The sequence below is a fragment of the Micromonospora sp. NBC_00898 genome (assembly GCF_045207895.1).
Lineage (GTDB): Bacteria > Actinomycetota > Actinomycetes > Mycobacteriales > Micromonosporaceae > Micromonospora.
In genome coordinates, this window is sequence record NZ_CP108775.1 from 3,240,385 (window position 1) to 3,262,689 (window position 22,305).

Genomic DNA, 22,305 nt, shown 5'->3' on the forward strand with positions numbered 1-22,305 from the left:
ATAGACTCGGCCTATGCCTCTGCCCAGCCGAGTCGCCGACCTCGCCGCGTTCGACCTGCTGCTCTCCGTGGCGCAGCTGGGCAGCGTCGGCGCCGCGGCCCGCGCGCACCGCATCAGCCAGCCGTCCGCCAGCGCCCGCATCCGCAGCCTCGAGCGCCGGCTGGGAGTCGCGCTGTTACAGCGCTCCGCGCGGGGCTCGCAGCTCACCCGCGAGGGGGCGCTGGTGGCGGAGTGGGCGCGTACCGCGGTGGACGCCGCCGCCGCGCTGGAAGCGGGGATCACCTCGCTGCGCGCCGCGCGCGACAGCCTGCTCCCGGTAGCCGCCAGCCTCACCGTCGCCGAATATCTGCTGCCCCGGTGGCTCGCCGCGCTGCACGGCACCGCGCCCGCCGTGTCGGTCGCGTTGACCACCGAGAACTCCGACGAGGTCGCCGCGGCGGTACTGGCCGGCGCGGTCCAGCTCGGCTTCATCGAGAGTCCGGAGGTCCCGCGTGGGCTGCACAGCCGCCCGGTGGCCCGGGACACGCTGACCGTCATCGTCGCCGGCCGCCATCCGTGGGCGCGCCGCCGCTCGGGCATCACCCCGCCGGAGCTGGCCGCCGCCTCCCTGGTCAGCCGGGAAGAGGGCTCGGGTACCCGGCGCTACCTCGAACACGCCCTGGCCCTGCAGGCCGGCCTCGCTCTCGCGCCCCCGGTGCTGCAACTGTCGTCCACCACCGCCATCAAGGCCGCGGTCATGGAAGGCGTCGCTCCGGCGGTGCTCAGCTCGCTGGTGGTGGCCGGCGAGATCGCGGCGGGAGCGTTGCATCCGGTGCCGGTCATCGATCTCGACCTGAACCGCACCCTGCGGCTGGTCTATCCCAAGGGGCGCGCCCTGACCGGACCGGCGCGGGACCTCGCCGCAATCGCCACCCGGCTCGCCGCGGCCGAACCGGTCGGCCCGGTGCGGCCCTGACCCGACCGCGGCCCAAGCCGGTGCCGACGCCCGTCCGACTCGGCGGCGGGCCCCCGGTGGTGACAGGACGGAGACGGAGAGGTGCCACAGCCTGGAGAGGAGGCGAGCTGATGAGCGTGCGACGAGCGCTGCTTCCGACCACGACGGCAACGGTCACCGGATGCAGCCTGACGCCGGACGACGGCGCGCCGCCCGACGCCGCGGGCGGTGGTGCCACCAGGGCCACCTCGGCGCCGACGCCCGCCACGACCCGAACCACTGCACCGCCGGCCGCCACCCCGTCCCGGACCGAACCGGCACCCTCGACCCGTGTTCGTGATGAACGTCAACCACTCGATCGCCACCGAGCTCCTCGGCCCCCCACCAACCTGGATCGCGGGAATCGCCGGCGGCCCGGCGCTCTTCCTGGCCGGCCGGGCCGGCTTCGAATACCTCGCCTTCGGGCGCGTGACCCTACCTCGGCTGGTCGGAATCGCCGTCCTGGTCGGCATCGGGTTCTCGGTGGTCCACGTGCGCCCCGAAGTCACCTCGGCGGCCGCGACGCTCGTCCTCGCCGCCGTCGCCGCCCTCGACGCACGGCGCGGGCACCGACGCGGTTTGGAACCACTCAGACCACCCACCTGAGCAGTGAAACCGGGGGATTCTGGCCGGCCTCCTCGCGGCTGGGCCGGCTGGTCAAGGGCTGGGTTAGGCAGAGCCTGGCACCGACGCCTTGAGCAGATCGAGGCCCGCGCCGCCACCTTCCCGTACGTCGTACGCATCTGACCGACGCGCCGAGGACCGAGCCTGTCGAGGCTCCCGCGCCACCGTCGGGCCGGACCGCTTCAGTTCGCCGGTGCGGGACTCACCGGCGCACAGGCGGCCAGCGCCTCCCTGGTCTTCGCGTCCGACGCGTCAAGGTGGTCCAGGTCGACGCCGCGTCCGCTGAGGCAGGTCCGGTAGGCCGTCTGCCGCCCGTCACCCGGCCCGCCGCCCGGCGCGGCCGAGCCGCCGGGGCCACCGCGCCCGCCGGGCCGCCCGGTCGGGCGCAGCGACGAGCAGGCCTCCTGCGCCTTCTGCCAGGTGGCCTCGTCGACACCGTCCGGTCGGCCCACCCCGGGGAACCGGCGCCCGGGGCCGCCGGATGGCGCGCCGGAGGGCCGGGCCGTGGGGAAACCGGACGGCCGAGCGGTCGGGAAGCCGGAGGGTCGGGCCGTCGGGCGGCCGGAAGCCCGGCCGCCGGGGAACCGCGACGGGTCCGCCGAGGGCAGGGTGACGCCGTTGTCACGCAGGCAGGCCTGGTACACGGCGAAGGCGTTGTTCCTGTCGCCATCGGTCGCGGCGGCGGGGGCGCTGTCCGCGCCACAGCTGGTCAGCAGCACCGACGTGGCGGCGGTCAGGACGGCCGCCAGCAGACGACCCCTTCCAGTCTTCGACACGGAAACTCCTCAGCCTCTCCGGGACCCGTTCAGGTAACCGGCCACAGCTCCGGGTCGCCTCGGACCGGACTGGGAATTGCCTCGGAGCTCCGCCGCACCGGCACGCGGCCGACCGGCCGATCGGGCCACCGCTCTGAGGCAACTCCGAGGTGGGATCGAGCCCGCCGAGAGGAGCGGCACGCAGACTGTCCCCTCATGGGAAACGGCCTGACCCGACTGTGGCGTACCCGGCGGGTCCGCTGGGGTGCCGCCATCGCCGCCGGCGTGCTCGTACTCGGCGCCGCCGGCGCCCTGGCGCTCACCGCCGACGCCGGCGAGGCACCGGCCCGGCCGGTCACCGTCGCGGTCGACCGCGGCCCGGTCGACGTCGACGTGGCCACCACCGGCACGGTCCAGCCGGCAACCACCCGCGCCCTGAGCTTCACCGTGTCGGGCACCGTGGCGAGCATCGCCGTCCGGCCCGGCACCGTGGTGCAGGTCGGGCAGCAGCTCGCCGCCCTCTCGGACGAGGACGTCGCCGCGGCCGCCGACGCGGTCGACCGCGCCCAGCAGGACCTGACCGAGGCCCGGGACTCGTTGGCCAAGGCCAGCGAGCCGACCGCCGCCGCGACGAGCTGCCCGGCCGCCGGTGGCCCGGCCGCCGTCGTCCGACCCGCCGCCTGGACGCCGCCGCACGCGACGGCCTCGGCGAGCCCGGCGCCCTCGGCGACACCCAGCTCCGCCGCGCCGACGGCAGCCCCGAGCGCCGCGCCGAGCGGACCCCCCAGCGACCCCACGACCCGCCCCGCCCCCGCGTCGACCGGCCGCCCGGCACCGGCCGCCACGACGCGGGCCCCCGCTGGCACCAGCTGCTCCGGCGGCTCCCGGGGCGGCGGCGATCCGATCCTCGACGCGCAGCGCCAGGTCAACCAGGCCGAGGCGACCCTCGCGGAGGCGGAGAGCGCGCAGGCCGGCGCCACCATCACCGCACCGATCCGCGGCACCGTCCTGGCCATCGCCGGCAATGTGGGCAGCAAGGTCGGCCGGGGCAGCACCTTCATCACCCTGGCGGACACCTTCGCCATGCAGGTCGAGGCGAAGTTCCCGGAGGCCGACGCCGCGGCCGTCGCCGTCGGGCAGCACGCCACGGCGAGCCTCGCCGACCGGCCCGGCCAGACGTTCCCGGCGACCGTGGTGCAGGTGGACCCGGCCGGCACCGCCGACGGCACGATGATCCGCTTCGGCGTGGTGCTCTCGTTCACCGACGCCCCGGAGAACCTGCTGGTCGGGCAGACCGCCGCGGTGACCGTACGGACCGGGTCGGTCGCCGCCGCGCTCCGGGTGCCGTCCACCGCGGTGCACGACGCGACGGACGGGACGGGCACCGTGCGCGTCGGCGCCGCCGGGAAGCCGCGCACGGTCACCGTCGGCCTGCGCGGCGACCAGTACACCGAGGTCACCGACGGGCTGACCGCCGGCGACCTCGTCCTTCTGTCGTGGTGACAGCTGAGGCACAGGTTCCGCACAGCTCGCCCCGAGGCGGTTCCGGTAGGCAGGGTCGGTGCGAACCGACATCCTCCGGCCGCCGGGCGACGGCCCGGTCCCGGCTCTCGACGGCACGACCGGCACCGCCCGGGTGCTGGTGGTGGACGACGAGCCGAACATCTCCGCGCTGCTGGCCGCCACGCTGCGCCTGATCGCGTACGACACCCGGGTGGCCGCCACCGGCCGGGCGGCGCTGGCCTGCGTGGAGGAGTTCGATCCCCACCTGGTGGTCCTCGACGTGATGCTGCCGGACCTCGACGGATTCGAGGTGGCCCGGCGGCTCCGGGCGGCCGGCCGGCCGGTGCCGGTGCTCTTCCTCACCGCCCGGGACACCGTGGAGGACCGGGTGACCGGGCTGGTCGTCGGCGCGGACGACTACGTCGCCAAGCCGTTCAGCCTGGAAGAGGTGGTGCTGCGGATCCGGGCCATCCTGCGGCGCAGTCGACCGGAGACCCCGACCGCGCCGGAGAGTCCGACGCTGCGCTACGCCGACCTGGAGCTCGACGACGACGCGCACCAGGTACGCCGGGCCGGCCAGCCGGTCGACCTGTCGCCGACCGAGTTCCGGCTGTTGCGCTACCTGCTGGTCAACGCCGGCCGGGTGGTGAGCAAGGCGCAGATCCTCGACCGGGTGTGGAACTACGACTTCGGCGGCGACGGGCGGATCGTCGAGTCGTACGTGTACTACCTGCGGCGCAAGGTCGACCGGCTCGGTCCCCCGCTCATCCACACGGTCCGCGGCGTCGGATACACGCTCCGGCTGCCGCGCGGGGACGAGTGAGCCGCCTGCCCCGGGTACGCCCGTGGGCCCACTGCACGCTGCGCTCCCGGCTGGTGCTCGTGGTCGCCGCGCTCAGCACGCTGGCCCTGCTCGGCGCCAACACGGCCGGCTTCTTCCTGCTCCGTGGCTACCTGCTGCAGCGGGTCGACGACCAGTTGACCGCCCAGGCCCGGCCGCTGCGCGCCGGTCCCCGCGCCGCGCCGCCACCGGCGCCCAGCGGTCGCACCCCGTCGGCCGGTTCACGAGCCGTCGAGCCGTCCCCCGGCCCGCGGGCCACCGCCCCCGCTGTCGGCCCGACCGCGGAGGCGGGATCGGCAGCCGGCACCGGTCGGGGTCTGACCGGCCGCTTCGCCCGCCTGGGGCAGGACCAGATGGTCGTGCTCTACCGCTCCGACGGCACCCGGGACACCGACCGGAGCAGCACGCCGACCGCGGCGGCCCCGGACCCGGACACCCTCGCCGAGGTGACGGCGCGGGCCGCGACCGGACGGCCGTACGCGGTCCCGGGCGGGGACGGCGCGGCCGAGTGGCGGTTGCTGGCCGTACCGGTGGGGCGGGACGGCGCGGTCGTGGTCCTCGGGGTGTCGCTGGGCGAGGCGGACCGGACCGCCGACCGGCTACTCCTCGTCGACGTGGCGGTCACCGCGACCGTGCTGCTCGGGCTGGGTCTGCTCGCCGCCTCGGTGGTCCGGCTGGGGCTGCGCCCGCTGACCCGGATGGAGGGCGTCGTCGCGGGCATCACCGGGGGCGACCTCAGCCACCGGGTCGACGTGGCCGACCCGCACACCGAACCGGGCCGGCTGGGCGCCGCGGTGAACCTGATGCTGGACCGGATCGGCGCCGAGATGACGGCCCGGGCCGCCTCCGAGCGGCGGCTGCGCCAGTTCGTCGCGGACGCCTCACACGAGCTGCGTACCCCATTGACCTCCATCCGGGGCTTCGCCGAGCTGTACCGGCGGGGCGGCGCCCCACCCGGGCCGTTGCTCGACGAGACGATGAGCCGGATCGAGGGCGAGGCGGCCCGGATGGGCGTGCTGGTCGAGGATCTGCTCCTGCTCGCCCGGCTGGACCAGCACCGGATCCCGACGCTGCGTCCCGTGGACCTGCTGGAGATCGCCGCCGACACCATCCGCGACGCGCACGCCCGGACACCGGACCGCCCGGTCCGGCTGACCACCCTGGCCGACCGCGACGACACGTTCGAGCCGCCGAGCGTGTTGGGCGACGAGCACCGGCTCCGGCAGGTCGCGGCGAACCTGGTGGGCAACGCGCTCCAGCACACCGGGCCGGACGCGCCGGTCACCGTGCGGGTCGGGCGGCTGCCCGCACCACCCACCGCCCCGGCCGTCCGGTCGGCCCCGCCACCGGCGCCGAACGCCGGCGGGCTCGCCGTGCTGGAGGTGCACGACGACGGGCCGGGGATCCCGGCGGAGCACGCCGGGCGGGTGTTCGAGCGGCTCTACCGGGTGGATCCGAGCCGCGGTCGGGGCAACGGCGGCGGCTCAGGGCTGGGACTCTCCATCGCCGCCTCGATCGTGCACGCGCACGGCGGCTGCATCGAGCTGGACACCGCGCCGGGTGCGGGAACCACCTTCCGGGTGCTGCTGCCCGCCGCGCCCGAGCGGGCCGCCAGGGGCACCGACGACCCGGCGGACCGGTCCGGGGTGCGGGCGGCGATTCCGAGCCAGCTCTGAGCTTGCCTGGAACCTCCTCCCAGCCGGCCGGGCGAGGCTGTCGGCCATGCGTGTGCGCCCGCCGGCCGTCCTGCACCGACCTCCCGTAGCGGTGAACGCCGCCCTGGCCCTGCTGCTGGTCGCCGGCGGCTACTGGGCCTGGGTGTCGGTACGCGGGGACTCCACCGCGCAGGCGGACCCGGCCCGGGGAACCCGGACCGCGCTGGTGTCCCGGGGCACGGTGACCGCCACGGTCACGGCGGACGGCTCGGTGCAGAGCGCCACCACGGCGAGCGCCAGCTTCGCCACCACGGGCACGGTCACCGACATCCGGGTAAAGGTCGGCCAGCAGGTCAAGATGGGCCAGCTGCTGGCGACGGTGGATCCGGCCGCGGCCGAGCGGGCGCTGAAGGTGGCCCGGGCGAACCTGGACGCCGCCGAGGACGCGCTGGACCGGGCCAGGGACGCGGAGACCGACACCTCGTCCGCCGAGAACGCGGTGACCCAGGCGGAGCTCGCGGTTGACGAGGCCGAGGCCGGGGTCGCCGGCACGAAACTCACCGCGCCGATGGCCGGCACCGTGGTCGCCGTCAACGGCACGGTGGGCAGCTCGTCCGGGGGCTCCGGCGGCACTTCGTCCGGCGGCGGCCAGCAGGGCGGCGGCACCGGGCGGAGCGGCGGCACAGAGAGCACCTCGTCGGGCTTCGTGGACCTCGCCGACCTGTCCCGTCTCCAGGTCAGCGCGGCGGTCGCGGAGGCGGACGCCACCCGGCTCAAGAGCGGGCAGGCCGCCACCGTCACCTGGAACGCCCTGTCGGGCGCCCGGGCCACCGGCAAGGTGGTGGCGATCGATCCCCAGGCCACCACCAGCAACAACGTGGTCACCTACGGGGTGACGGTGAGCGTGGACGCGCCGCCGACCGGCGCCAAGCCGGGGCAGACGGTCAAGGTCAGCGTGGTCACCGGCGCCGCCGAGAACGTGCTGATGGTCAACTCGGCCGCGGTCAGCGGCACCGGTGACCGGCACACCGTCACCGTGCTCACCGAGACCGGCCAGGAGGTCCGGCGGGTGGAGATCGGCCTCGCCGGAGACCAGGCGGACGAGATCACCTCCGGGCTGACCGAGGGCGACCGGGTCGTGCTGCCCGAGACCAGCACCGGGACCAGCAGCGGTGGCGGCGGCTTCCGGGGCGGCGGAGGCTTCTCCGGCGGCGGGCTCCCCGGTGGCGGCGGATTCCCGGGTGGCGGTCAGGGCGGACGGCGGGCCGGAAACGGGGGCAGCTGATGGACCACCCGGGCGCGCCGCGCCGTCCGGTGCTGGACGTCCGCGGGCTGACCAAGGTGTACGGCGAGGGCGCCGCGACGGTACACGCGCTACGCGGCGTCGACCTCTCGGTCGACCCGGGCGACTACGTGGCGATCATGGGTTCGTCGGGTTCCGGCAAGTCCACCCTGATGAACATCCTCGGCTGCCTCGACGTGCCGTCGGGCGGGCGGTACCTGCTCGACGGGGTCGACGCGGGCAGCCTCGCCGACCGGCAGCTCGCGCTGGTCCGCAACCGGCTGATCGGCTTCGTGTTCCAGGCGTTCAACCTCATCCCCCGGACCAGCGCGCTGGCCAACGTGGAGCTGCCGCTGGCGTACGCGGGCGTGCGGGCGGCGCAGCGACGGCGCCGGGCGCTGGCCGCGCTGGACGCGGTGGGGCTGGCCGACCGGGCGGACCACCACCCCAATCAGCTCTCCGGCGGGCAGCAGCAGCGGGTCGCGGTCGCGCGGGCCCTGGTCACCGAACCGGCCCTGGTGCTGGCCGACGAGCCCACCGGCAACCTGGACAGCCGTTCCACGGAGGACATCCTGGCCATCTTCGACCAGCTCAACGCCGCCGGGCGGACCATCGTGCTGATCACTCACGAACCGGAGGTCGGGGCCCGGGCGCGCCGGCTGGTCCGGCTCCTCGACGGCCAGGTCCGCTCCGATCTCCGGCAGGACGCGGTGGGCCGGCACGCGGCGGGGGTGCTCCGGTGACGCTCGCCGAGACCCTCCGCTTCGCCCTGCGCGGAGTGGCCGCCAACAAGCTGCGCTCGGCGCTCACGATGCTCGGCATCCTGATCGGCGTCGCCGCGGTGATCCTGCTGGTCGCCGTGGGCAACGGGTCCGCGCAGGCGATCACGAGCCGGATCGAGGCGCTGGGCACCAACACGCTCACGGTGACCGGCACCAACCGGGGCGGCGCGGGCACCGGCGGGCTCACCCTGGACGTGGCCGACGCGCTGGCCGACCCGGTGCTCGCCCCGGACGTGCGGTCGGTCTCCCCGCTGGTCAGCACCTCGACCACGATCACCTACCAGGGCGCGGAGCACGAGGTCAGCCAGTTCGTCGGGACCCGGCCGAGCTGGTTCGACGCGTCGAACTCGCCGGTCGCCGGCGGTGCCGTGTTCAGCGCGGACGATGAGGCGCAGGGCCGTCGGGTGCTGGTCATCGGGCAGACCGTGGCCGACGAGCTGTTTCCCGGCACCGACCCGGTCGGGCAGCAGGTGACCGTCGGCGGCGCACTGTTCACCGTGGTCGGCGTGCTGGCGCCGAAGTCCTCGACGGGCTTCCAGGACGCCAACGACATCGCGGTCGCGCCGCTGCGCGCGGTACGCGAGGTGCTGACCGGCTACGGGACACTCAGCTCGATCCTGGTCGAGGCGAAGAACCCCGACCAGGTGGACACGGTCCAGGCGGAGACCGGCACGGTGCTCGCCCAGCGCCTGCCGACCACCGGCTCGGGAACCGCGCCGTACCGGATCCAGAACGCCGCGCAGCTGCTGCAGACGCAGACCGAGACCGCCGACACCTTCACCGTGCTGCTCGGCGCAGTCGCCGCGATCAGCTTGCTCGTCGGCGGCATCGGCATCACCAACATCATGCTGGTCACGGTTACCGAGCGGACCCGGGAGATCGGCATCCGCAAGGCGCTGGGCGCCCGGCGCCGGACCGTGCTGACCCAGTTCCTGACCGAGGCGACCCTGCTGAGCCTGATCGGCGGGGCGCTGGGGGTGGTCGCCGCGCTGGTCGGGGCCCGGTTCACCATCGTGGGCGTCCGACCGGTGATCGTGCCCAGCTCCGTCGTGCTGGCCCTCGGCGTGTCCGTCGCGATCGGACTCTTCTTCGGCGGCCTGCCGGCCGCCCGGGCGGCCCGGCTGCGCCCCATCGACGCCCTGCGGTACGAGTAGCCCACCCGGAGAGACGAGGACATGGACAACACCGACACCGTCATCTTCGACCGGATCGGGGACGAGCCGTCGGAGCCGCTCAGCCGGCCGGCGGAGCCCGACCGGGGCCTCACCGCCGCGCTCGCCGCCTCCGCGCCCCGGCGCTGGTGGAACCGGGGCACGGTGCTGCTCGGCGGCCTGCTGCTGGTGCTGGTCGGCTTCCTCGGTGGGGTGCAGGTGCAGCAGCACTGGGGGGACACGCCCGCGGCGGCCCGGTCCGGGCGCACGGGTAACTTCCCGGGCGGCTTTCCAAGCGCGTTCCCCGGCGGCTCGGCTCGCGGGCAGGCCACGACCGGGTCCGCGCCGGCCGCCGCGCCGGCCACGACGGGGAGGGTGAAGCTCGTCGACGGGGGTGTCCTCTACCTGGAGACCTCCGACGGCACCGTGGTGACTGTACGGACCACCGACCGCACCGCCGTGCAGACCAGCAAGGCGAGCGACCTGAGCAAGCTCAAGGCCGGGCAGAGCGTCAGCGTGCAGGGCGACCGGGCGGACGACGGCACGGTCACCGCCACCACGGTCACCGCGGCCGGCTGAGCCGTCGGCAGCCCACCCCGTCCTCCACCGTCGCCCCGGCGCCGATGCCCGGCACGCCGTCACGTTGCCGACGACGGATCACCCCCGCGTGCGCGGGAAGCAGGTTGCGGCGACGGCGCAGCGGGTGCTGGCCTGGGGATCACCCCCGCGTCACGGACTACTTCGACGTGGGCCAGAGTCGCTCCCTCCCGTGGCAACGCCGGACGCAGGCCAGCCTGCTTCTCGCGGCGCTGCGCGACCCCCGGCGCGGGTTCTCCGCCGTCGTCGTCGGCGAACCCCATCGCGCCTTCTACGGAGTCGAGCCGATCTGCCGTGCCCTGACCGGGCACGGGTTGAAGATCGCGGCCTCCACGTACTACAAGGCCAAGGCGATGCCGCCGTCGGCGCGGGCCGTCTCCGACGCCCGGCTCAGCGAGCAGATCCGCCGGGTCCACGCGGCCAACTACGGCGTCTACGGCGCCCGCAAGGTATGGCGGCAGCTGCGCCGCGACGGCGTCGACGTGGCCCGCTGCACCGTGGAACGCCTGATGCGCGACGCGGGCCTGCGCGGAGTCGTGCGCGGCCGCAAGATCCGCACGACGGTCACCGATCCCGGCCATGAACGCGCTGGTGACCTCGTCGCGCGCGACTTCACCGCAGCAACACCGAACCGCTGCTGGGTCGCCGACTTCACGCACGTGGCCACCTTCGCCGGCGTCGTCTACGTCGCGTTCGTCGTCGACGTGTACTCCCGGGCGATCGTGGGCTGGTCAGCGGCGACCAACAAGCGCACACCTCTGGTCCTCGACGCCCTCGACATGGGTCTGTGGCGCCGTGACCGCGCCGGCCGGACCGTGACGCGGGGCTTGATCCACCACAGCGACGCCGGGTCGCCCAATATACGTCGTTCCGGTTCACCGCCCACCTCGTCGCCGCCGGCATCGACGCCTCCATCGGCACCGTTGGTGACGCCCTCGACAACGCGCTCATGGAATCCACGATCGGCTTGTACAAGACCGAACTGATCAAACCGCGGCGGCCGTGGCGGGCAGATGGGGGCGACATGACGCCCGCAGGCGCCGAGCGGCGGAAGTCCCGTGGAAAGATCTTTTGGCATAGCGTCGGATACGGGGCGAGTCGTTCGTAGAACAGGTGACAGGCGGCCGGAGGAGGCCGCCGGGACAAGGGAGTCATGGGATGACCCGGTACTTGATCTCGTTCAATGACGGCGCGATGGACCACATCCCCGACGAGGAGATGCCCGACGTGGGCAAGGCCTCGCACGCGGTGGTCCAGGAGGCCGTGAACGCCGGCGTGTGGGTGTTCGGCGCCGGACTGCAAAGGCAGAGGGCGAGCGTCGTCGCCACGGACGGGATGGTCACCGACCGCCCTTACCCGGAGACCAAGGAGGTCATTGGCGGGTTCTCGATCGTCGACGTGGCCTCACGCGAAGAGGCGCTGGCATGGGCTGCCAAGTTCGCCGTCGCTTGCCGCTGCGCGCAAGAGGTCCGGCAGCTCATGCCTGACCCCGAAACCGACGCGATGCTCCGCCAGGCTGACAGGCGAGGATGACATCCCGACGGCGTCTGATCGAGGAAGACCTGCCGCGTTAGAGCAAGACTTGCTTGGCAGCGGTTGACGACGCGGGTCTGCGGATCGACCTGAACTTGTAGCGCGGGGCGGTGACCCCGGGGATCGGGCGTGCGACGGAGCCCGGTCCCCGGACCTGGCCGGATCCCCGCAACCACTGATCGCCCAGTGCAGCGACAGCCACGCCCATCGCGGCGAGCGTGCCCGCTCATCGGCAAATGAGGGCGTCACCCGACGGACCATGCCGCGCTTGAGTCTGATGCCTTCGGGGCCACCGAAGAGGTCACCGAGCAGCAAGCCCTAGCCAGAGGGTTGCTGGTGGGATTCGAGTCTCACCTCTCAGGACCGATGGCGGCGCGAGCATGGCAGAGCTCATAGCCATACGTCGATACAGCAAGGCCCTCCTGGCTGTGTGCCTCCGGGCTCCAGACGACAGCCGGCACCAGCCAGGTGGGGAGCAGCGAACCCTGACCACTTCGGTGTTCTCTGGGAGGTCACGCCAGCCCGCTCCCCCGCATCGTCGCAGGTCAACTGGCCCTTAGCCGCCTGGCACCAGTGACCACTTCGGACGCCGTGACCACTTCGCCAAGCTGCACCCAATCTGCACCCACATGCAAGGCCAAGCCATCCAGCGGCTCCTTACCGCTTTGACCTGCGGATACGCCCCTGGCAGGCGACATCGAGTGCCATCGACTGCTGCTCGATAGGCCAGAGCACTCCGTGTGAAGCAGGACGCTGCACTGACTCTGATGATCTGCGGAAACGCAAGACCGCAGGTCGGGGCGTATGCCGTTGGGCGCCGTTCGGTGCCGTTGGATGCAGTTCAACGCCGTTCAGTGCACCCGGCTGCTCCCAGCGTGCTCCCCCGATTTCCTGCCCCACGCTGGGGCACCGGTTCCGGCCGCCGGGTGCTGGTCATGTCCTCGGTGGCGACGGAAGGCGGCCATCGGCATGCCAACCGCCTTCTCGTACAGCACCACCTCGCTGAGACCTACCCGTCGCCCGTCAGCGAGGCTCCGGCACGATGGCCACAGGATCGACCGCAGTTCCGGATGCTCGACAACGCGGAGCGACTCACTCGACTCCAGCTCCACCCCGCGCTCGTCGCACCAGGCGACGACAGCGGCCCAGAAGCGGTCCACCGTCTCCCAGCCCTCGACGGTCCGGGGTCCGCGCAACGGCAGCAGCTCCTCCGTGGTGAACAGTCCCTCCGTCCCGTGCGACGCCGCGTTCTGAAGATCCTCGAGAAACTCCAACGCAATACGCGAGGCGTCGCCCTCCTCAACCAGCAACTCCTCGACGACGGCAAGGGTTGCCGTGACCCGCCCGCTCCTACGTCGCACCACGTCCATGACGACGTCCCGCACCGGGATCTCGCCACCCGCGGTGGGCAGCCCAGCGGCGACCATGAGCCGCCCGACGGGAGTCGACGGTCGCCGTTTGAAGAGTCCCACTGGCATCACCTTCGGTAACCGCGGCGTCCGGGCCGGTCGCCGTCCGGGTCGCATGATCATGCCAGCCGTGTCCCTGCCAATCAGCTTCGTTTCATCCCGACCTGCTAGTCGGTCCGGGCGCTGAGCACCGCCCGCGCGGATCGCGGCCATGTGCGGACACCCCTGCGTTGGACCCGAACGTACTACGCTTGGAGGCCGGCCTGCCCAACGCGCGGCGCCGGTACCGCGCGTCACTGAACCCAGGGGTGGCAGCACCGTTCGAGCCGGGCCAGGCTCCGGGGAGCCCGCTCATGATGAGCGGGCTCCCGAAAACGGCCCAGCCGGGCCCAACCGTCTAGCTGCAACCGCGCGGAGCGCGGCAGATCCGGATACCCGATCTTGTTTTAGGGCCGGCTCGACGGCTCGACTGTCGATTTCAGATGGCGGGAGATGAATTCACGCCAGAGAGCGATGGCCGTGGGTTCGGTCTCCGCGTGCGTGCCGACGTAGCCAGCGAGTTGCTTGTCCTTTGACCCCAGCACGTCGAACAGCGCCAGCTGACCATCCCCGGGGAAGATCTCGTCGTGCCACTGGACGTGGAAGAGGGCAGGGGCAGTGATGCGCCGGGCATCCCTCGCGGGGCGCCGGCTGCGGCGGCGTGGCCGGCAGTGGGGTGGGCACGAGCGCCTCGACGAGCTGCTCGTCGTGCCAGCGAGGAGAGGGCCGCCGACGGCTCACGGCGGTCCCCGCCAGGGCCGCACCAGTGTGAGCGCGGGCGGGATCTTCCCCCGAGGTTTGTCATGAGCACGGGTGCCGCCGGTGGTGAGCCGCTGCGCCGCCGTTACCGGTCGATCTTGCGCGAATCTCCACGAAGACTGGTGTCCGAGGGGGATTGAACCCCCACGGTCCGCAGCTATGCGCACTTTGAGTGCGCATGCGCTGATACTACATGCCTTGGCTGCGGTAACGGACAGCGTGGCGGTTGCAGGCCGGCCTGTCGGCGCCCGGGCCTACGTCGTGCAGTACGGGCGCGCGGCGGAGGGTGATGGCGAGGTCGAGGGGGTCCGGTGCGCTCACGCCTTGGAGAAGCCGAGTGCCCGGTATCCGGGCATGCGGCGTTGGAGTGAGGCGGCGAGGATTGGGGTGGCCGGGTCGTGGTAGTCGTGGACCTCGGCGGCGTCCTTGCCTGGTGCCGTCCGGATCACGCGCCCGGCGCACTGGATGAGCAGCCCGTCGTAAGAGATCGGGCCGGCGAGGAAGAGGGTGTCGAGCGCTGGGGCGTCGAAGCCTTCGCCGATGAACGGTGTGGTGCCGATGACGAGGAGGCCATCACCGGCTTTGGCTTCGCCGAGTCGGTCGACGGCGGTTCGCCGGTCGGTAGTGCTCATCGCTCCTTGGAGTACGAGCGCCTGGTGTCCGCGCGCCGCGAGCATCGCGGTGAGGGCGTCGACGTGGGCGATCCGCCGGGTGAGGACGAGACAGTTGCGCCCGCGCGTGAGGGCTGCGGTGACATCGTCGGCGATCTGGGTGTTGCGCGTCTGGTCGAGGGCCAGGCATCGGTGGATCTCGGCGAGTGCTCCCGGTTCGTTCAGGTCCACGTCGCCGGCACGAAACGTGGTGTCGTGGACGTGCAGCAGCCGCTGTGGTCCGGCATCGACCGCCATCGCGGCCGCGATGGTGCCCTGCTCCTCGTCGGTCATGGTGTGCCGGATCGGGCCGAGCTGCCAGGTGACGAGCTGGCCGAGCCCGTCACGCCGGACGGGCGTGGCGGTGAGCCCGAGCCAGAACTGCGCGGCGATCCGTTTGACCGAGTGCTCGTACGCCGCGGCCGCGAGGTGGTGGCACTCGTCGACGATGACGTGCCCGTACCCCTGGGTGAGTGTGGTGATGTCGTCGCGTCTGGCCAGGGAGGGCAACAGCGCGATGTCCACTGCGCCGGTGAGCTTGCGCCGGCCGCCGCCGAGTTGGCCGGGCCGGATGCCGAGGAACTGTTCGATGCGGGCCCGCCACTGGTCGGCCAATGCTTTGCGGTCGACGAGCACCAGGGTGGAGGTGCCGCGCTCGGCGATCACGGCGCAGGCCATGACGGTCTTGCCGGATCCGGGTGGGGCGACGAGCACACCGTCGTCGTGGGCGAGGAGTGCACCGACTGCGATGCTCTGCTTGTCGGTGAGTTCGGCGGTGAACGCGGTGTCGATTTCGCGGCCCGGGTTTCGTCCGTCGGTGACGGCCAGCCTCGATCCGGCGTGTTCGACGATCGCGGCGATCGTGTGGCGCAGGCCGCGCGGTAGTACCAGACGGTCGTCGAGGGTGAGGTCGTAGCCGCGGATGAATCGTGGGGTGTCCCAGGTGGACTTGCGTAGGCGTTGCAGTTCGTAGAACTTCGGGTTGGTCATGGCGGCGGCGTGCTTGAACGTCGCCATCGCGGCCGGGGTGAGTTGCGCGGCGTCGAGGCTCAGCCCGGCACCGGCTTCCGCGTGCACCACCGGGGGCAGCGCGGGATGTACCCGGGTCGCGGCGGACCGGCTCATCGCGGCGACGTCCGCGCCGGTGGTGGCAAGCTTCGCCTGCCGGGCGATACGATCCGCGTCGCCGGGGCTGAGCCGGTCCAGCGTCGACAGGAACGCCCACTGGTCGGCGTACGGCTCGAGCGTGCCTAGATCGAGGAACGTGGTTAGCCCGTCCTTGCGGCGCCGGCCCTGCGGCGGCGCGGCGATGAGGTTGCCGAAGTCACCCTCGGGTAGGACGTCCTGGTTGGGGAACAGCCGGTCGTACGACCGCAGGTCCATCGACCCGCGCAGCACCATCGCCTCGTGCAGCAGCCCGGTGCCGACGGCACGGGCCACCGCCGCCGGGACCACGCTGGCGAAGAAGATCCACACGTGGGCGCCGCGACCGGACTGGGAGATCTCCAATGCCGCCGGCACAGCACTGGCCCGCGCCGCCTTGACGTAGGCCAGGGCATCGAGCATCGCCGTCGGGCCGTCGAAGTCCGCCACCACGAACTGGCAGGTATTGCCAGGCAGCAGCGGGTACAGCCCCATGAACACGTCGCCGACGAGATGAGCGGCGACGACCTCCCCCGTACGGGGCAGGTAAGTAGCGCCGCGCCGGTCCATGCCCTTACGCCACCCGCCGGCAACGGCCGGCATCCACCCGGCAGCGCCGGTGCGGGTGTTCTCCCACCGCACGGCATACACGTCGACGCGGGCCCGGAACCGGTCGGCGAACAGCGCCAGCTTGTCCGCCACCGGTGAGGCCATCGTGACCAAACCCGGCGCAGCGACCGGCGCGGACAGCTGCTCCGGCGCAGGAGCCGTGTCCTGACCACGCAGGTCGAGCAGCCGCGACAGCCGGGCGTTCTCCGCCCGTAACCGCTGCAGCTCGCGGCGAAGACCCTCGAACTCGTCCACAGAACCCACCGGACCATCCTCGGGTATCGGGCTCCGAACACCTCGGCACGGGTCCGCTATCCTGCGCCGATGGCATCGAAGCGGAATGCGGCGCTCGAGGCGATGATCGAAGAGGCCACCGTCGACGCCTACGGCGACGACGAACAGCTCACCGGCCTGTTCACCATGCTCGAAGAGCATCTGGCGCTGCCGTTCACCACCACCGTCCTCGGCATGGAGGTGACCGTGCGGAAAGTCGACCTCACCGCCGACAGCATCGTCGCGGTCTGCACCCGGGGCCGCCACCGGCAGAAGATCGACCTGCTCGACCTGCCGCTGCCCACGCCTGCACCGGACGGCGCCGACTGGATCGACGCCTACCGGCACTGGGCGGGGCGGTAGCCACGGTGAGCGAGTATCAGTACTACGAGTTCACCGCCGTCGACCGGCCCCTCACGACTCGCGAACAGGCCGAACTGCGGTCGCTGTCCACCCGGGCCGACATCACCGCCACCAGCTTCGTCAACACCTACCACTGGGGCGACTTCAAGGGTGACCCGCGCAAGCTGATGGAGCGGTACTTCGACGCGCACCTGTACCTGGCGAACTGGGGCACCCGCCAGCTCACGCTGCGGTTGCCGAAGCACGTGCTCGACCCCGCCACCGTCGCCCGCTACTGCGTCGGTGACAGTGCCTCCGCGTGGACCGCAGGTAAGCACCTCATCGTCCGTCTCCACCGGGAGGACGAGGACGGCACCGACGCGTGGGACCTCGACGGTCACGGCCTGCTCGCCTCGATCATCCCGGTGCGGACCGGCCTCGCCGCCGGCGACAGGCGCCTGCTGTACATGGGCTGGCTGCGCTGTGCGCAGTCGCTGGAACTCGCCGACGAGGAGCCCGAGCCGCCGGTCCCGGCCGGGCTGGGCACGCTCGACGCCTCGCTCACCGCGGTCGCCGAGTTCCTCTGCATCGACCCTGATCTGCTCGCGGCCGCGGCGGCCGGTTCGGCGCAGACTGCCGTCGAGCCGCCCCCCGCGCAACTGCGCTCGTGGATCGCCAGACTCCCGGTCCGGGAGAAGGACGCCATCCTCGCCGACCTGATCACCGGCGGCGACGGTCACCTGCGCAGCCGGCTGCTGCGCCGGTACCGCGACGCGCAGCCCACGACCGCGTCCACCACGACGGCCCCACGCACCGCTGGGGAGCTGCTCGCCGCCGCCGCGGATCTCCGCGCCGAACGGGAACGCCAGGTCGCCGAGCAGCGTGAGCGGGACCGGATCCGCCAGGAACGGTCCGCGGCGGCCGCCCGGCAACGGCACCTCGACGCCCTCGCCGTCGATCAGCCCGCCGCGTGGCAGCGGGTCAACGAACTCATCGCCACGAAGAAACCCCGCGACTACGACACGGCCGTCCAACTCCTCGTCGACCTGCGCGACCTCGGCGAACGCGACGGCAACACCACACTCTTCCAGCAACGGCTGGCCGATCTTCGGGCGGTGCACGCACGTAAGCCCAGCCTGCTGGAACGCCTCGACCTGGCAGGACTCGATGCCTGACACCCTCCGGTCGACCGCCGCACAGGCCGAGGCCAACCTTCACGCCGTCCTGCACCTCGTGGCAGCCGGTCGGTTACGGTGCAGCGAAACGACCCGTCGACCCGCCGCCGCGACCGTCGCCGCCGTCGCCGAGGTGCTCGACGGCGGGGACTACTACCCCGCCGAGCCGATCGCGGCGTTCGCGTGGCCGCTGCTGCTTCAGGCCGGCGGACTGGCCGAACTCGCCGGCGGCCGACTCCAGCTCACCGATCGCGGACGCGCCGCCCTCGGTAAACCGACCGCCGCGACGATCCGGCAGCTCTGGCGGTCCTGGGTCACCACCACCTTGCTCGACGAGTTCAACCGGATCGACCGGATCAAGGGCCAGCGTGCCGCGAACGTCCTCACGTCGGTCAAGACCCGCCGCAAGGCCGTCGCCACCGCCCTCGCCGCCTGCCGATGCGACGAGTGGATCGCCGTCGATGACCTGTTCGCCGCCATGCGCCGCCGCCGGGAGACCTCCCCGACCGTCGCCCGTAGCGAACGTGGGCTGTGGAAGCTGTACCTTGTCGACCCCCAGTACGGCAGCCTCGGCTACAGCGGATTCGCGGACTGGCCGATCCTCGAAGGCCGGTACACCCTCGCCGTGCTGTTCGAGTACGCCGCGACCCTCGGCCTCATCGACATCGAGTACACCGACCCGGTCGGCGCCCGCACCGACTACCACGGCAACTGGGGTGCCGACGACCTCGACTACCTCAGCCGCTACGACGGCCTGCTCGCCATCCGACTCAACCCGCTCGGCGCCTACGCACTCGGGGTGACCGGCGACTACCAGTCACCCGCCAGCACCACGGAGCCGGAGCGGACCTTGAAGGTCCTGCCAACCCTGGACATCGTCGCCGTCGGCGACCCCACCGCCGCCGACCGGCTCGTCCTCGACGCCCACACCGAACACACCAGCGACCGGGTCTGGACCGTACGCGCCGACACGCTGCTCGCCGCAGCCGAAACCGGACGGCCGCTCGGGCAGTTCGTCACCTTCCTGACGGATCGTGCAATGCACGACCTGCCAGCAGCGCTCGCCGTCCTCGTCGACGACGTGACCACCCGGGCGACGAGGATCAGCGACCGCGGCCTCGTCCGCCTCGTCGAATGCGCCGATGCGCCCCTCGCGACCCTCGTCGCCCGCGACCCGAAACTGCGCACCCTGTGCACCCTCGTCGGAGACCGCCACCTCACCGTCCCCGTCGAACACGAAACACAGTTCCGCCGCGCACTGCGCGCCCTCGGATACACCACCACCCCGGCAGGAGGATGAACCAGACCGCGACAGCTCAACAGCCACTTCCTCGCAGGGCAGACCGCGTCGGCTGGGGGCCCGATCATGCCGAGCCCGTCCTCGCCGCGACCATCCCCGCGCTGCTGCGGGTTGCCCGCACTGGCGGTCCTCGGCCTGCTCGCCGCTCTGGGCACCCCTGCTGCTGGTTCAGCTGCACCTGACCCGGGAACGCCGCCGGGAGGTTCGCGAGACCGCCCACGCCGAAAGCCGCGCGCTCGAAGCCGAACCCACCGCGTGACCCCGCCTGTAGTGCGGGATCGGCAGGCGAGTGTTCGCCCTTCCAGCGATGACCATCGGGCCGCAGGCCCATCGCAGGAGATTTTATGGCCGGCAGGTCGATGTCATGCCAGCCGGCGACGCCGCTCAGACGTACGATCTGGATCAGGAGGTAGACATGTCCAGCGGCAATGGCGCACCGCCTGGTTCACGGTACGTGGACCAGCGGCACTTCGTGGTCGCCGCCGCCCTGTCCGACCTGCACGGTCCGGTTCGCGGTGTGGTGACACTCGACCGGTCGCTGGACTGGTCCGGCGACAGTACCTACGACCTGGACGACGCCGGCGATCTGCAGCTGATGTACCAGACCGTGCTGAACCAGGCCAATTCGGTCGCGGACCTGTGCCGGTGGTTGCACGGCCCGACGCTGCGCCGCTTGTGGCCCAACTTGTGGCTCCCGGCCCGCCTGCGGGCGTTGTGGCAGGCACGCTTTCCCGAACTGACCACGCCACCCCAAACGCTGGCCGGATAGAAGTGGATGAGGTTCACTTCCGCCTGGCGGAGATCGGACTGCGGGTCGCTGCCCGCTACGGGTTCGCGCTGGCCGGCGGCTACGCCGTACAGGTCCACGGCATCCTGGACCGCCCGAGCGAGGACGTCGACCTGTTCACGGCGTGGGATCGACGTGGCGAGTTCGCCGCAGCAGTGGACGCCGTGGTCGACGGCTACCGGGGCGGCGGGTATTCCGTCGAGGTGACGCAGCAGTTCGACACCTTCGCCCGACTCGCGGTCATCGATCCCGCTCACCCTGAGCATCCGTACAAGGTCGAGCTGGCGGCCAACTGGCGCGCGTTGCCGCCGGTGATGATGGACGTCGGGCCGGTGCTGCACGCCGACGACGTCATCGCGGGCAAGATGTCCGCCCTGTACACGCGCGCCGAGCCCCGAGACTTCCTGGACATCGACGCGGCGCTCATGACCGGCCGCTACACCCGGGCGCAGCTGTGCGAGCTGGCCGAACAATCCGACGCGGGGTTCGACCGGCGCATCCTGGCAGACCTGTTCGGAATGCTGGAGCGCTACCCGGACCGCCGTTTCGCCGCCTACGGTGCCGGCCCCGCCCATATCAGCGAGATGCGCAAGCGCTTCGCGCAATGGCGGGAAGAACTCATCGCCAATCTGTCCTAGCGCTTGCCGAGAGCACACCCCCAACCGGTCAGCCGGACATCCACGTCGACGAACGAGCACACCTGCGATAGGGCGAATCGCGGCACGACTGGCCCCGCTCATGACGACGACAAGCTGCCGTAGGCGGTCGCATCACCTCCTGAGCGAGGGGCGGCCCCGACACCGACGGCAGCCGAATGAACCTGCCACTCTCCCTGCGGTGATCGGTGTTCAGGGCGTTCTTCGTTTCATCGGAGGTCAGCCAGGAGGTTGGGCAGGACGAATTCTTCGTGGACTGCCACGCCCTGCTCCGCCATGACAGGCCCCAGCCGAGGATCCCAGGGGGTCAGCGACGGATTGCCCGTGAGAGCGAGGACATGATCGTCATCGAGCCTTTCAACGGCTGCCAGGTAGTCAACGGCGAACATCTGCCACGGTTCAGCCCCGAGGCCCATAACGCGGGCGGCGATGGCAACCCCAGGCCAGTCGAAGTCGCCGTGGTACCGGAGGGTATTGCCCTGGTGAACCATTGTTCGTATCAGTCGGGTTCCGACGATCGCAGGATTGCCAGACAAGCACAGTAGCGGCATCTCGGAACGCGTACGGGCCGCAGCCTGCAATACCTGCGGATTCTCACAGACGGAGATGGCCTGTCCCTGCGGCGCCAGCGATGCGGAACCCGCTACATCGAGTTCATGCAGTGTCAGGTGAGTCACGAGTCCCAGGTCCGCCCGGTCTCGCATCATACGCGACCAACCGTCCGTACCCGGTGGACGGATCTGCCAAGCAAGAACTGTTCCAGACAGCGAGTCGGTAGCAACCCGCAGCGCTTTCCACAGCTCCCTGCGGTCGGCCGCGGTCTCCGGGGCCGGCCGCTCAAGAGCATGGGCCGCGGCTCGCAACAGCACGCCAGCGGCCAACGTGGTCTCGTCGAAGCCGTGCGCGGTGCCGGTAACCTCACTGGCCAAAGCGCCGAGCTCGCGGATGGACTGCGGTCCCTCGGCTCCCTTCAGCAGGATCCCGAGTCCCGCCACGGCGTGGGAGAGGGCGCGGTCGGCGGCATCGGTCCCGGCTCGGGTGAGAACGCCCGAGCGACGCAGACTGTCGATCCAGTCCGCGACCCACGGCGCATCAGCCAGCCCGGCCTCGGCCAGGGACGAATCCAGCCGCCGCCACACTTCAGCCCATTCCGCCTGGATGCTGTCGCGAGCGCCAGCGCGGTCGAGGACCGGGCGACCGTCGAGGATCTCGATCACGGAGACCAAGCCTCGGCCACCGTCGGAGCCACGCAGCGCCGCATCCAGGTCGGCCAGACTGATCCGACGCCGGGCTCCCGCGGCGACGGTACGTCCGAGCAGCCCGGAGAGTCGATCCGCACCGACCTGGTCGAGGTTGACGGAGACGGTACCGGTCGGCTGCAGACGGTTGCGTTCCAAGCGGGCGCGGACGGCCTGCCACATCGGCGCCAAGTGGGGCGTTGCCAGGTACTCGCGCAGCTCAGGCGGG

General features: G+C 72.1%; 20 protein-coding genes. 16 read left to right on the forward strand and 4 right to left on the reverse strand.

The features are described from left to right. Positions 1–13 precede the first annotated feature (13 nt). Together OG799_RS15850 and OG799_RS15855 are read left to right on the forward strand one after the other, a co-directional pair. Positions 14–955 carry a LysR family transcriptional regulator gene (locus tag OG799_RS15850; protein ID WP_406045797.1) on the forward strand — a complete coding sequence of 314 codons (942 nt, stop codon included), beginning with the start codon at positions 14–16 and terminating at the stop codon, positions 953–955. Positions 956–1,264: 309 nt separating this feature from the next. Further along, positions 1,265–1,579 carry a hypothetical protein gene (locus OG799_RS15855; protein ID WP_406045798.1) on the forward strand — a complete coding sequence of 105 codons (315 nt, stop codon included), beginning with the start codon at positions 1,265–1,267 and terminating at the stop codon, positions 1,577–1,579. Between the two features lie 200 nt (positions 1,580–1,779). Here OG799_RS15855 and OG799_RS15860 read toward each other — a convergent pair whose 3' ends face one another. Next, positions 1,780–2,373, reverse strand: coding sequence for a hypothetical protein (locus tag OG799_RS15860; RefSeq protein WP_406045799.1), 594 nt, complete (start codon positions 2,371–2,373; stop codon positions 1,780–1,782). A gap of 195 nt (positions 2,374–2,568) precedes the next feature. Here OG799_RS15860 and OG799_RS15865 point away from each other — a divergent pair, with 195 nt between their 5' ends. The 9 genes from OG799_RS15865 to OG799_RS15905 all read left to right on the forward strand — a co-directional run bounded on the left by OG799_RS15865 (position 2,569) and on the right by OG799_RS15905 (position 11,696). Further along, entirely contained in the window at positions 2,569–3,855 is a 1,287-nt protein-coding gene (locus tag OG799_RS15865) for an efflux RND transporter periplasmic adaptor subunit (RefSeq protein ID WP_406045800.1), read from the forward strand. A gap of 70 nt (positions 3,856–3,925) precedes the next feature. Next, positions 3,926–4,678 (forward strand): response regulator transcription factor, encoded by a 753-nt coding sequence (locus tag OG799_RS15870; RefSeq protein ID WP_406046299.1) that lies wholly within the window; start codon positions 3,926–3,928, stop codon positions 4,676–4,678. Continuing rightward, complete coding sequence (locus tag OG799_RS15875) at positions 4,675–6,372, forward strand: sensor histidine kinase (RefSeq protein ID WP_406045801.1); 1,698 nt, start codon at positions 4,675–4,677, stop codon at positions 6,370–6,372. Before OG799_RS15870 ends, OG799_RS15875 begins: the two co-directional genes overlap by 4 nt. Before the next feature lie 46 nt (positions 6,373–6,418). Further along, on the forward strand, positions 6,419–7,636 hold the full coding sequence (locus OG799_RS15880) for an efflux RND transporter periplasmic adaptor subunit (protein ID WP_406045802.1): 1,218 nt from the start codon (positions 6,419–6,421) through the stop codon (positions 7,634–7,636). Continuing rightward, on the forward strand, positions 7,636–8,376 hold the full coding sequence (locus OG799_RS15885) for an ABC transporter ATP-binding protein (protein WP_406045803.1): 741 nt from the start codon (positions 7,636–7,638) through the stop codon (positions 8,374–8,376). Before OG799_RS15880 ends, OG799_RS15885 begins: the two co-directional genes overlap by 1 nt. After that, entirely contained in the window at positions 8,373–9,569 is a 1,197-nt protein-coding gene (locus tag OG799_RS15890) for an ABC transporter permease (RefSeq protein WP_406045804.1), read from the forward strand. The genes OG799_RS15885 and OG799_RS15890 overlap by 4 nt, the downstream gene beginning before the upstream one ends. A 21-nt stretch (positions 9,570–9,590) precedes the next feature. Further along, on the forward strand, positions 9,591–10,145 hold the full coding sequence (locus OG799_RS15895; protein ID WP_406045805.1) for a hypothetical protein: 555 nt from the start codon (positions 9,591–9,593) through the stop codon (positions 10,143–10,145). Positions 10,146–10,249: 104 nt separating this feature from the next. Further along, a complete protein-coding gene (locus tag OG799_RS15900; RefSeq protein ID WP_406045806.1) occupies positions 10,250–11,149 on the forward strand; it encodes an IS3 family transposase in 900 nt (299 codons plus the stop codon). 172 nt (positions 11,150–11,321) lie between these two features. Continuing rightward, positions 11,322–11,696, forward strand: coding sequence for a YciI family protein (locus tag OG799_RS15905; RefSeq protein WP_406045807.1), 375 nt, complete (start codon positions 11,322–11,324; stop codon positions 11,694–11,696). A gap of 851 nt (positions 11,697–12,547) precedes the next feature. On the opposite strand, the gene OG799_RS15910 is transcribed toward OG799_RS15905, so the two are convergent. Next, positions 12,548–13,081 (reverse strand): hypothetical protein, encoded by a 534-nt coding sequence (locus tag OG799_RS15910; RefSeq protein WP_406045808.1) that lies wholly within the window; start codon positions 13,079–13,081, stop codon positions 12,548–12,550. Positions 13,082–14,220: 1,139 nt separating this feature from the next. After that, on the reverse strand, positions 14,221–16,569 hold the full coding sequence (locus tag OG799_RS15915) for a TOTE conflict system archaeo-eukaryotic primase domain-containing protein (protein ID WP_406045809.1): 2,349 nt from the start codon (positions 16,567–16,569) through the stop codon (positions 14,221–14,223). Positions 16,570–16,629: 60 nt separating this feature from the next. On the opposite strand from OG799_RS15915, the gene OG799_RS15920 reads away from it, so the two are divergent. The 5 genes from OG799_RS15920 to OG799_RS15940 all read left to right on the forward strand — a co-directional run bounded on the left by OG799_RS15920 (position 16,630) and on the right by OG799_RS15940 (position 20,820). Then, positions 16,630–16,941 carry a hypothetical protein gene (locus OG799_RS15920; RefSeq protein ID WP_406045810.1) on the forward strand — a complete coding sequence of 104 codons (312 nt, stop codon included), beginning with the start codon at positions 16,630–16,632 and terminating at the stop codon, positions 16,939–16,941. A gap of 5 nt (positions 16,942–16,946) precedes the next feature. Continuing rightward, positions 16,947–18,095, forward strand: a complete 1,149-nt coding sequence (locus OG799_RS15925; RefSeq protein WP_406045811.1) for a hypothetical protein — start codon at positions 16,947–16,949, stop codon at positions 18,093–18,095. Continuing rightward, positions 18,088–19,395: a hypothetical protein gene (locus OG799_RS15930; protein ID WP_406045812.1), complete on the forward strand. Its 1,308-nt coding sequence runs from the start codon at positions 18,088–18,090 to the stop codon at positions 19,393–19,395. Before OG799_RS15925 ends, OG799_RS15930 begins: the two co-directional genes overlap by 8 nt. A 307-nt stretch (positions 19,396–19,702) precedes the next feature. After that, positions 19,703–20,164: a hypothetical protein gene (locus OG799_RS15935; RefSeq protein ID WP_406045813.1), complete on the forward strand. Its 462-nt coding sequence runs from the start codon at positions 19,703–19,705 to the stop codon at positions 20,162–20,164. A gap of 2 nt (positions 20,165–20,166) precedes the next feature. After that, entirely contained in the window at positions 20,167–20,820 is a 654-nt protein-coding gene (locus tag OG799_RS15940; protein WP_406045814.1) for a nucleotidyl transferase AbiEii/AbiGii toxin family protein, read from the forward strand. A 227-nt stretch (positions 20,821–21,047) separates the two neighbouring features. Here the strand turns inward: OG799_RS15940 and OG799_RS15945 are convergent, their stop codons facing one another. Further along, positions 21,048–22,259 (reverse strand): TIGR02679 family protein, encoded by a 1,212-nt coding sequence (locus OG799_RS15945; protein ID WP_406045815.1) that lies wholly within the window; start codon positions 22,257–22,259, stop codon positions 21,048–21,050. Positions 22,260–22,305: the final 46 nt, after the last annotated feature.

Bases quoted from the DNA above. Each gene is read 5' to 3' on its own strand.
- OG799_RS15865 (WP_406045800.1), top strand. From the start codon at position 2,569: ATGGGAAACGGCCTGACCCGACTGTGGCGTACCCGGCGGGTCCGCTGG.
- OG799_RS15935 (WP_406045813.1), top strand. From the start codon at position 19,703: ATGACCATCGGGCCGCAGGCCCATCGCAGGAGATTTTATGGCCGGCAG.
- OG799_RS15920 (WP_406045810.1), top strand. From the start codon at position 16,630: ATGGCATCGAAGCGGAATGCGGCGCTCGAGGCGATGATCGAAGAGGCC.
- OG799_RS15930 (WP_406045812.1), top strand. From the start codon at position 18,088: ATGCCTGACACCCTCCGGTCGACCGCCGCACAGGCCGAGGCCAACCTT.
- OG799_RS15945 (WP_406045815.1), bottom strand. From the start codon at position 22,259: ATGTGGCAGGCCGTCCGCGCCCGCTTGGAACGCAACCGTCTGCAGCCG.
- OG799_RS15895 (WP_406045805.1), top strand. From the start codon at position 9,591: ATGGACAACACCGACACCGTCATCTTCGACCGGATCGGGGACGAGCCG.
- OG799_RS15850 (WP_406045797.1), top strand. From the start codon at position 14: ATGCCTCTGCCCAGCCGAGTCGCCGACCTCGCCGCGTTCGACCTGCTG.
- OG799_RS15905 (WP_406045807.1), top strand. From the start codon at position 11,322: ATGACCCGGTACTTGATCTCGTTCAATGACGGCGCGATGGACCACATC.
- OG799_RS15880 (WP_406045802.1), top strand. From the start codon at position 6,419: ATGCGTGTGCGCCCGCCGGCCGTCCTGCACCGACCTCCCGTAGCGGTG.
- OG799_RS15885 (WP_406045803.1), top strand. From the start codon at position 7,636: ATGGACCACCCGGGCGCGCCGCGCCGTCCGGTGCTGGACGTCCGCGGG.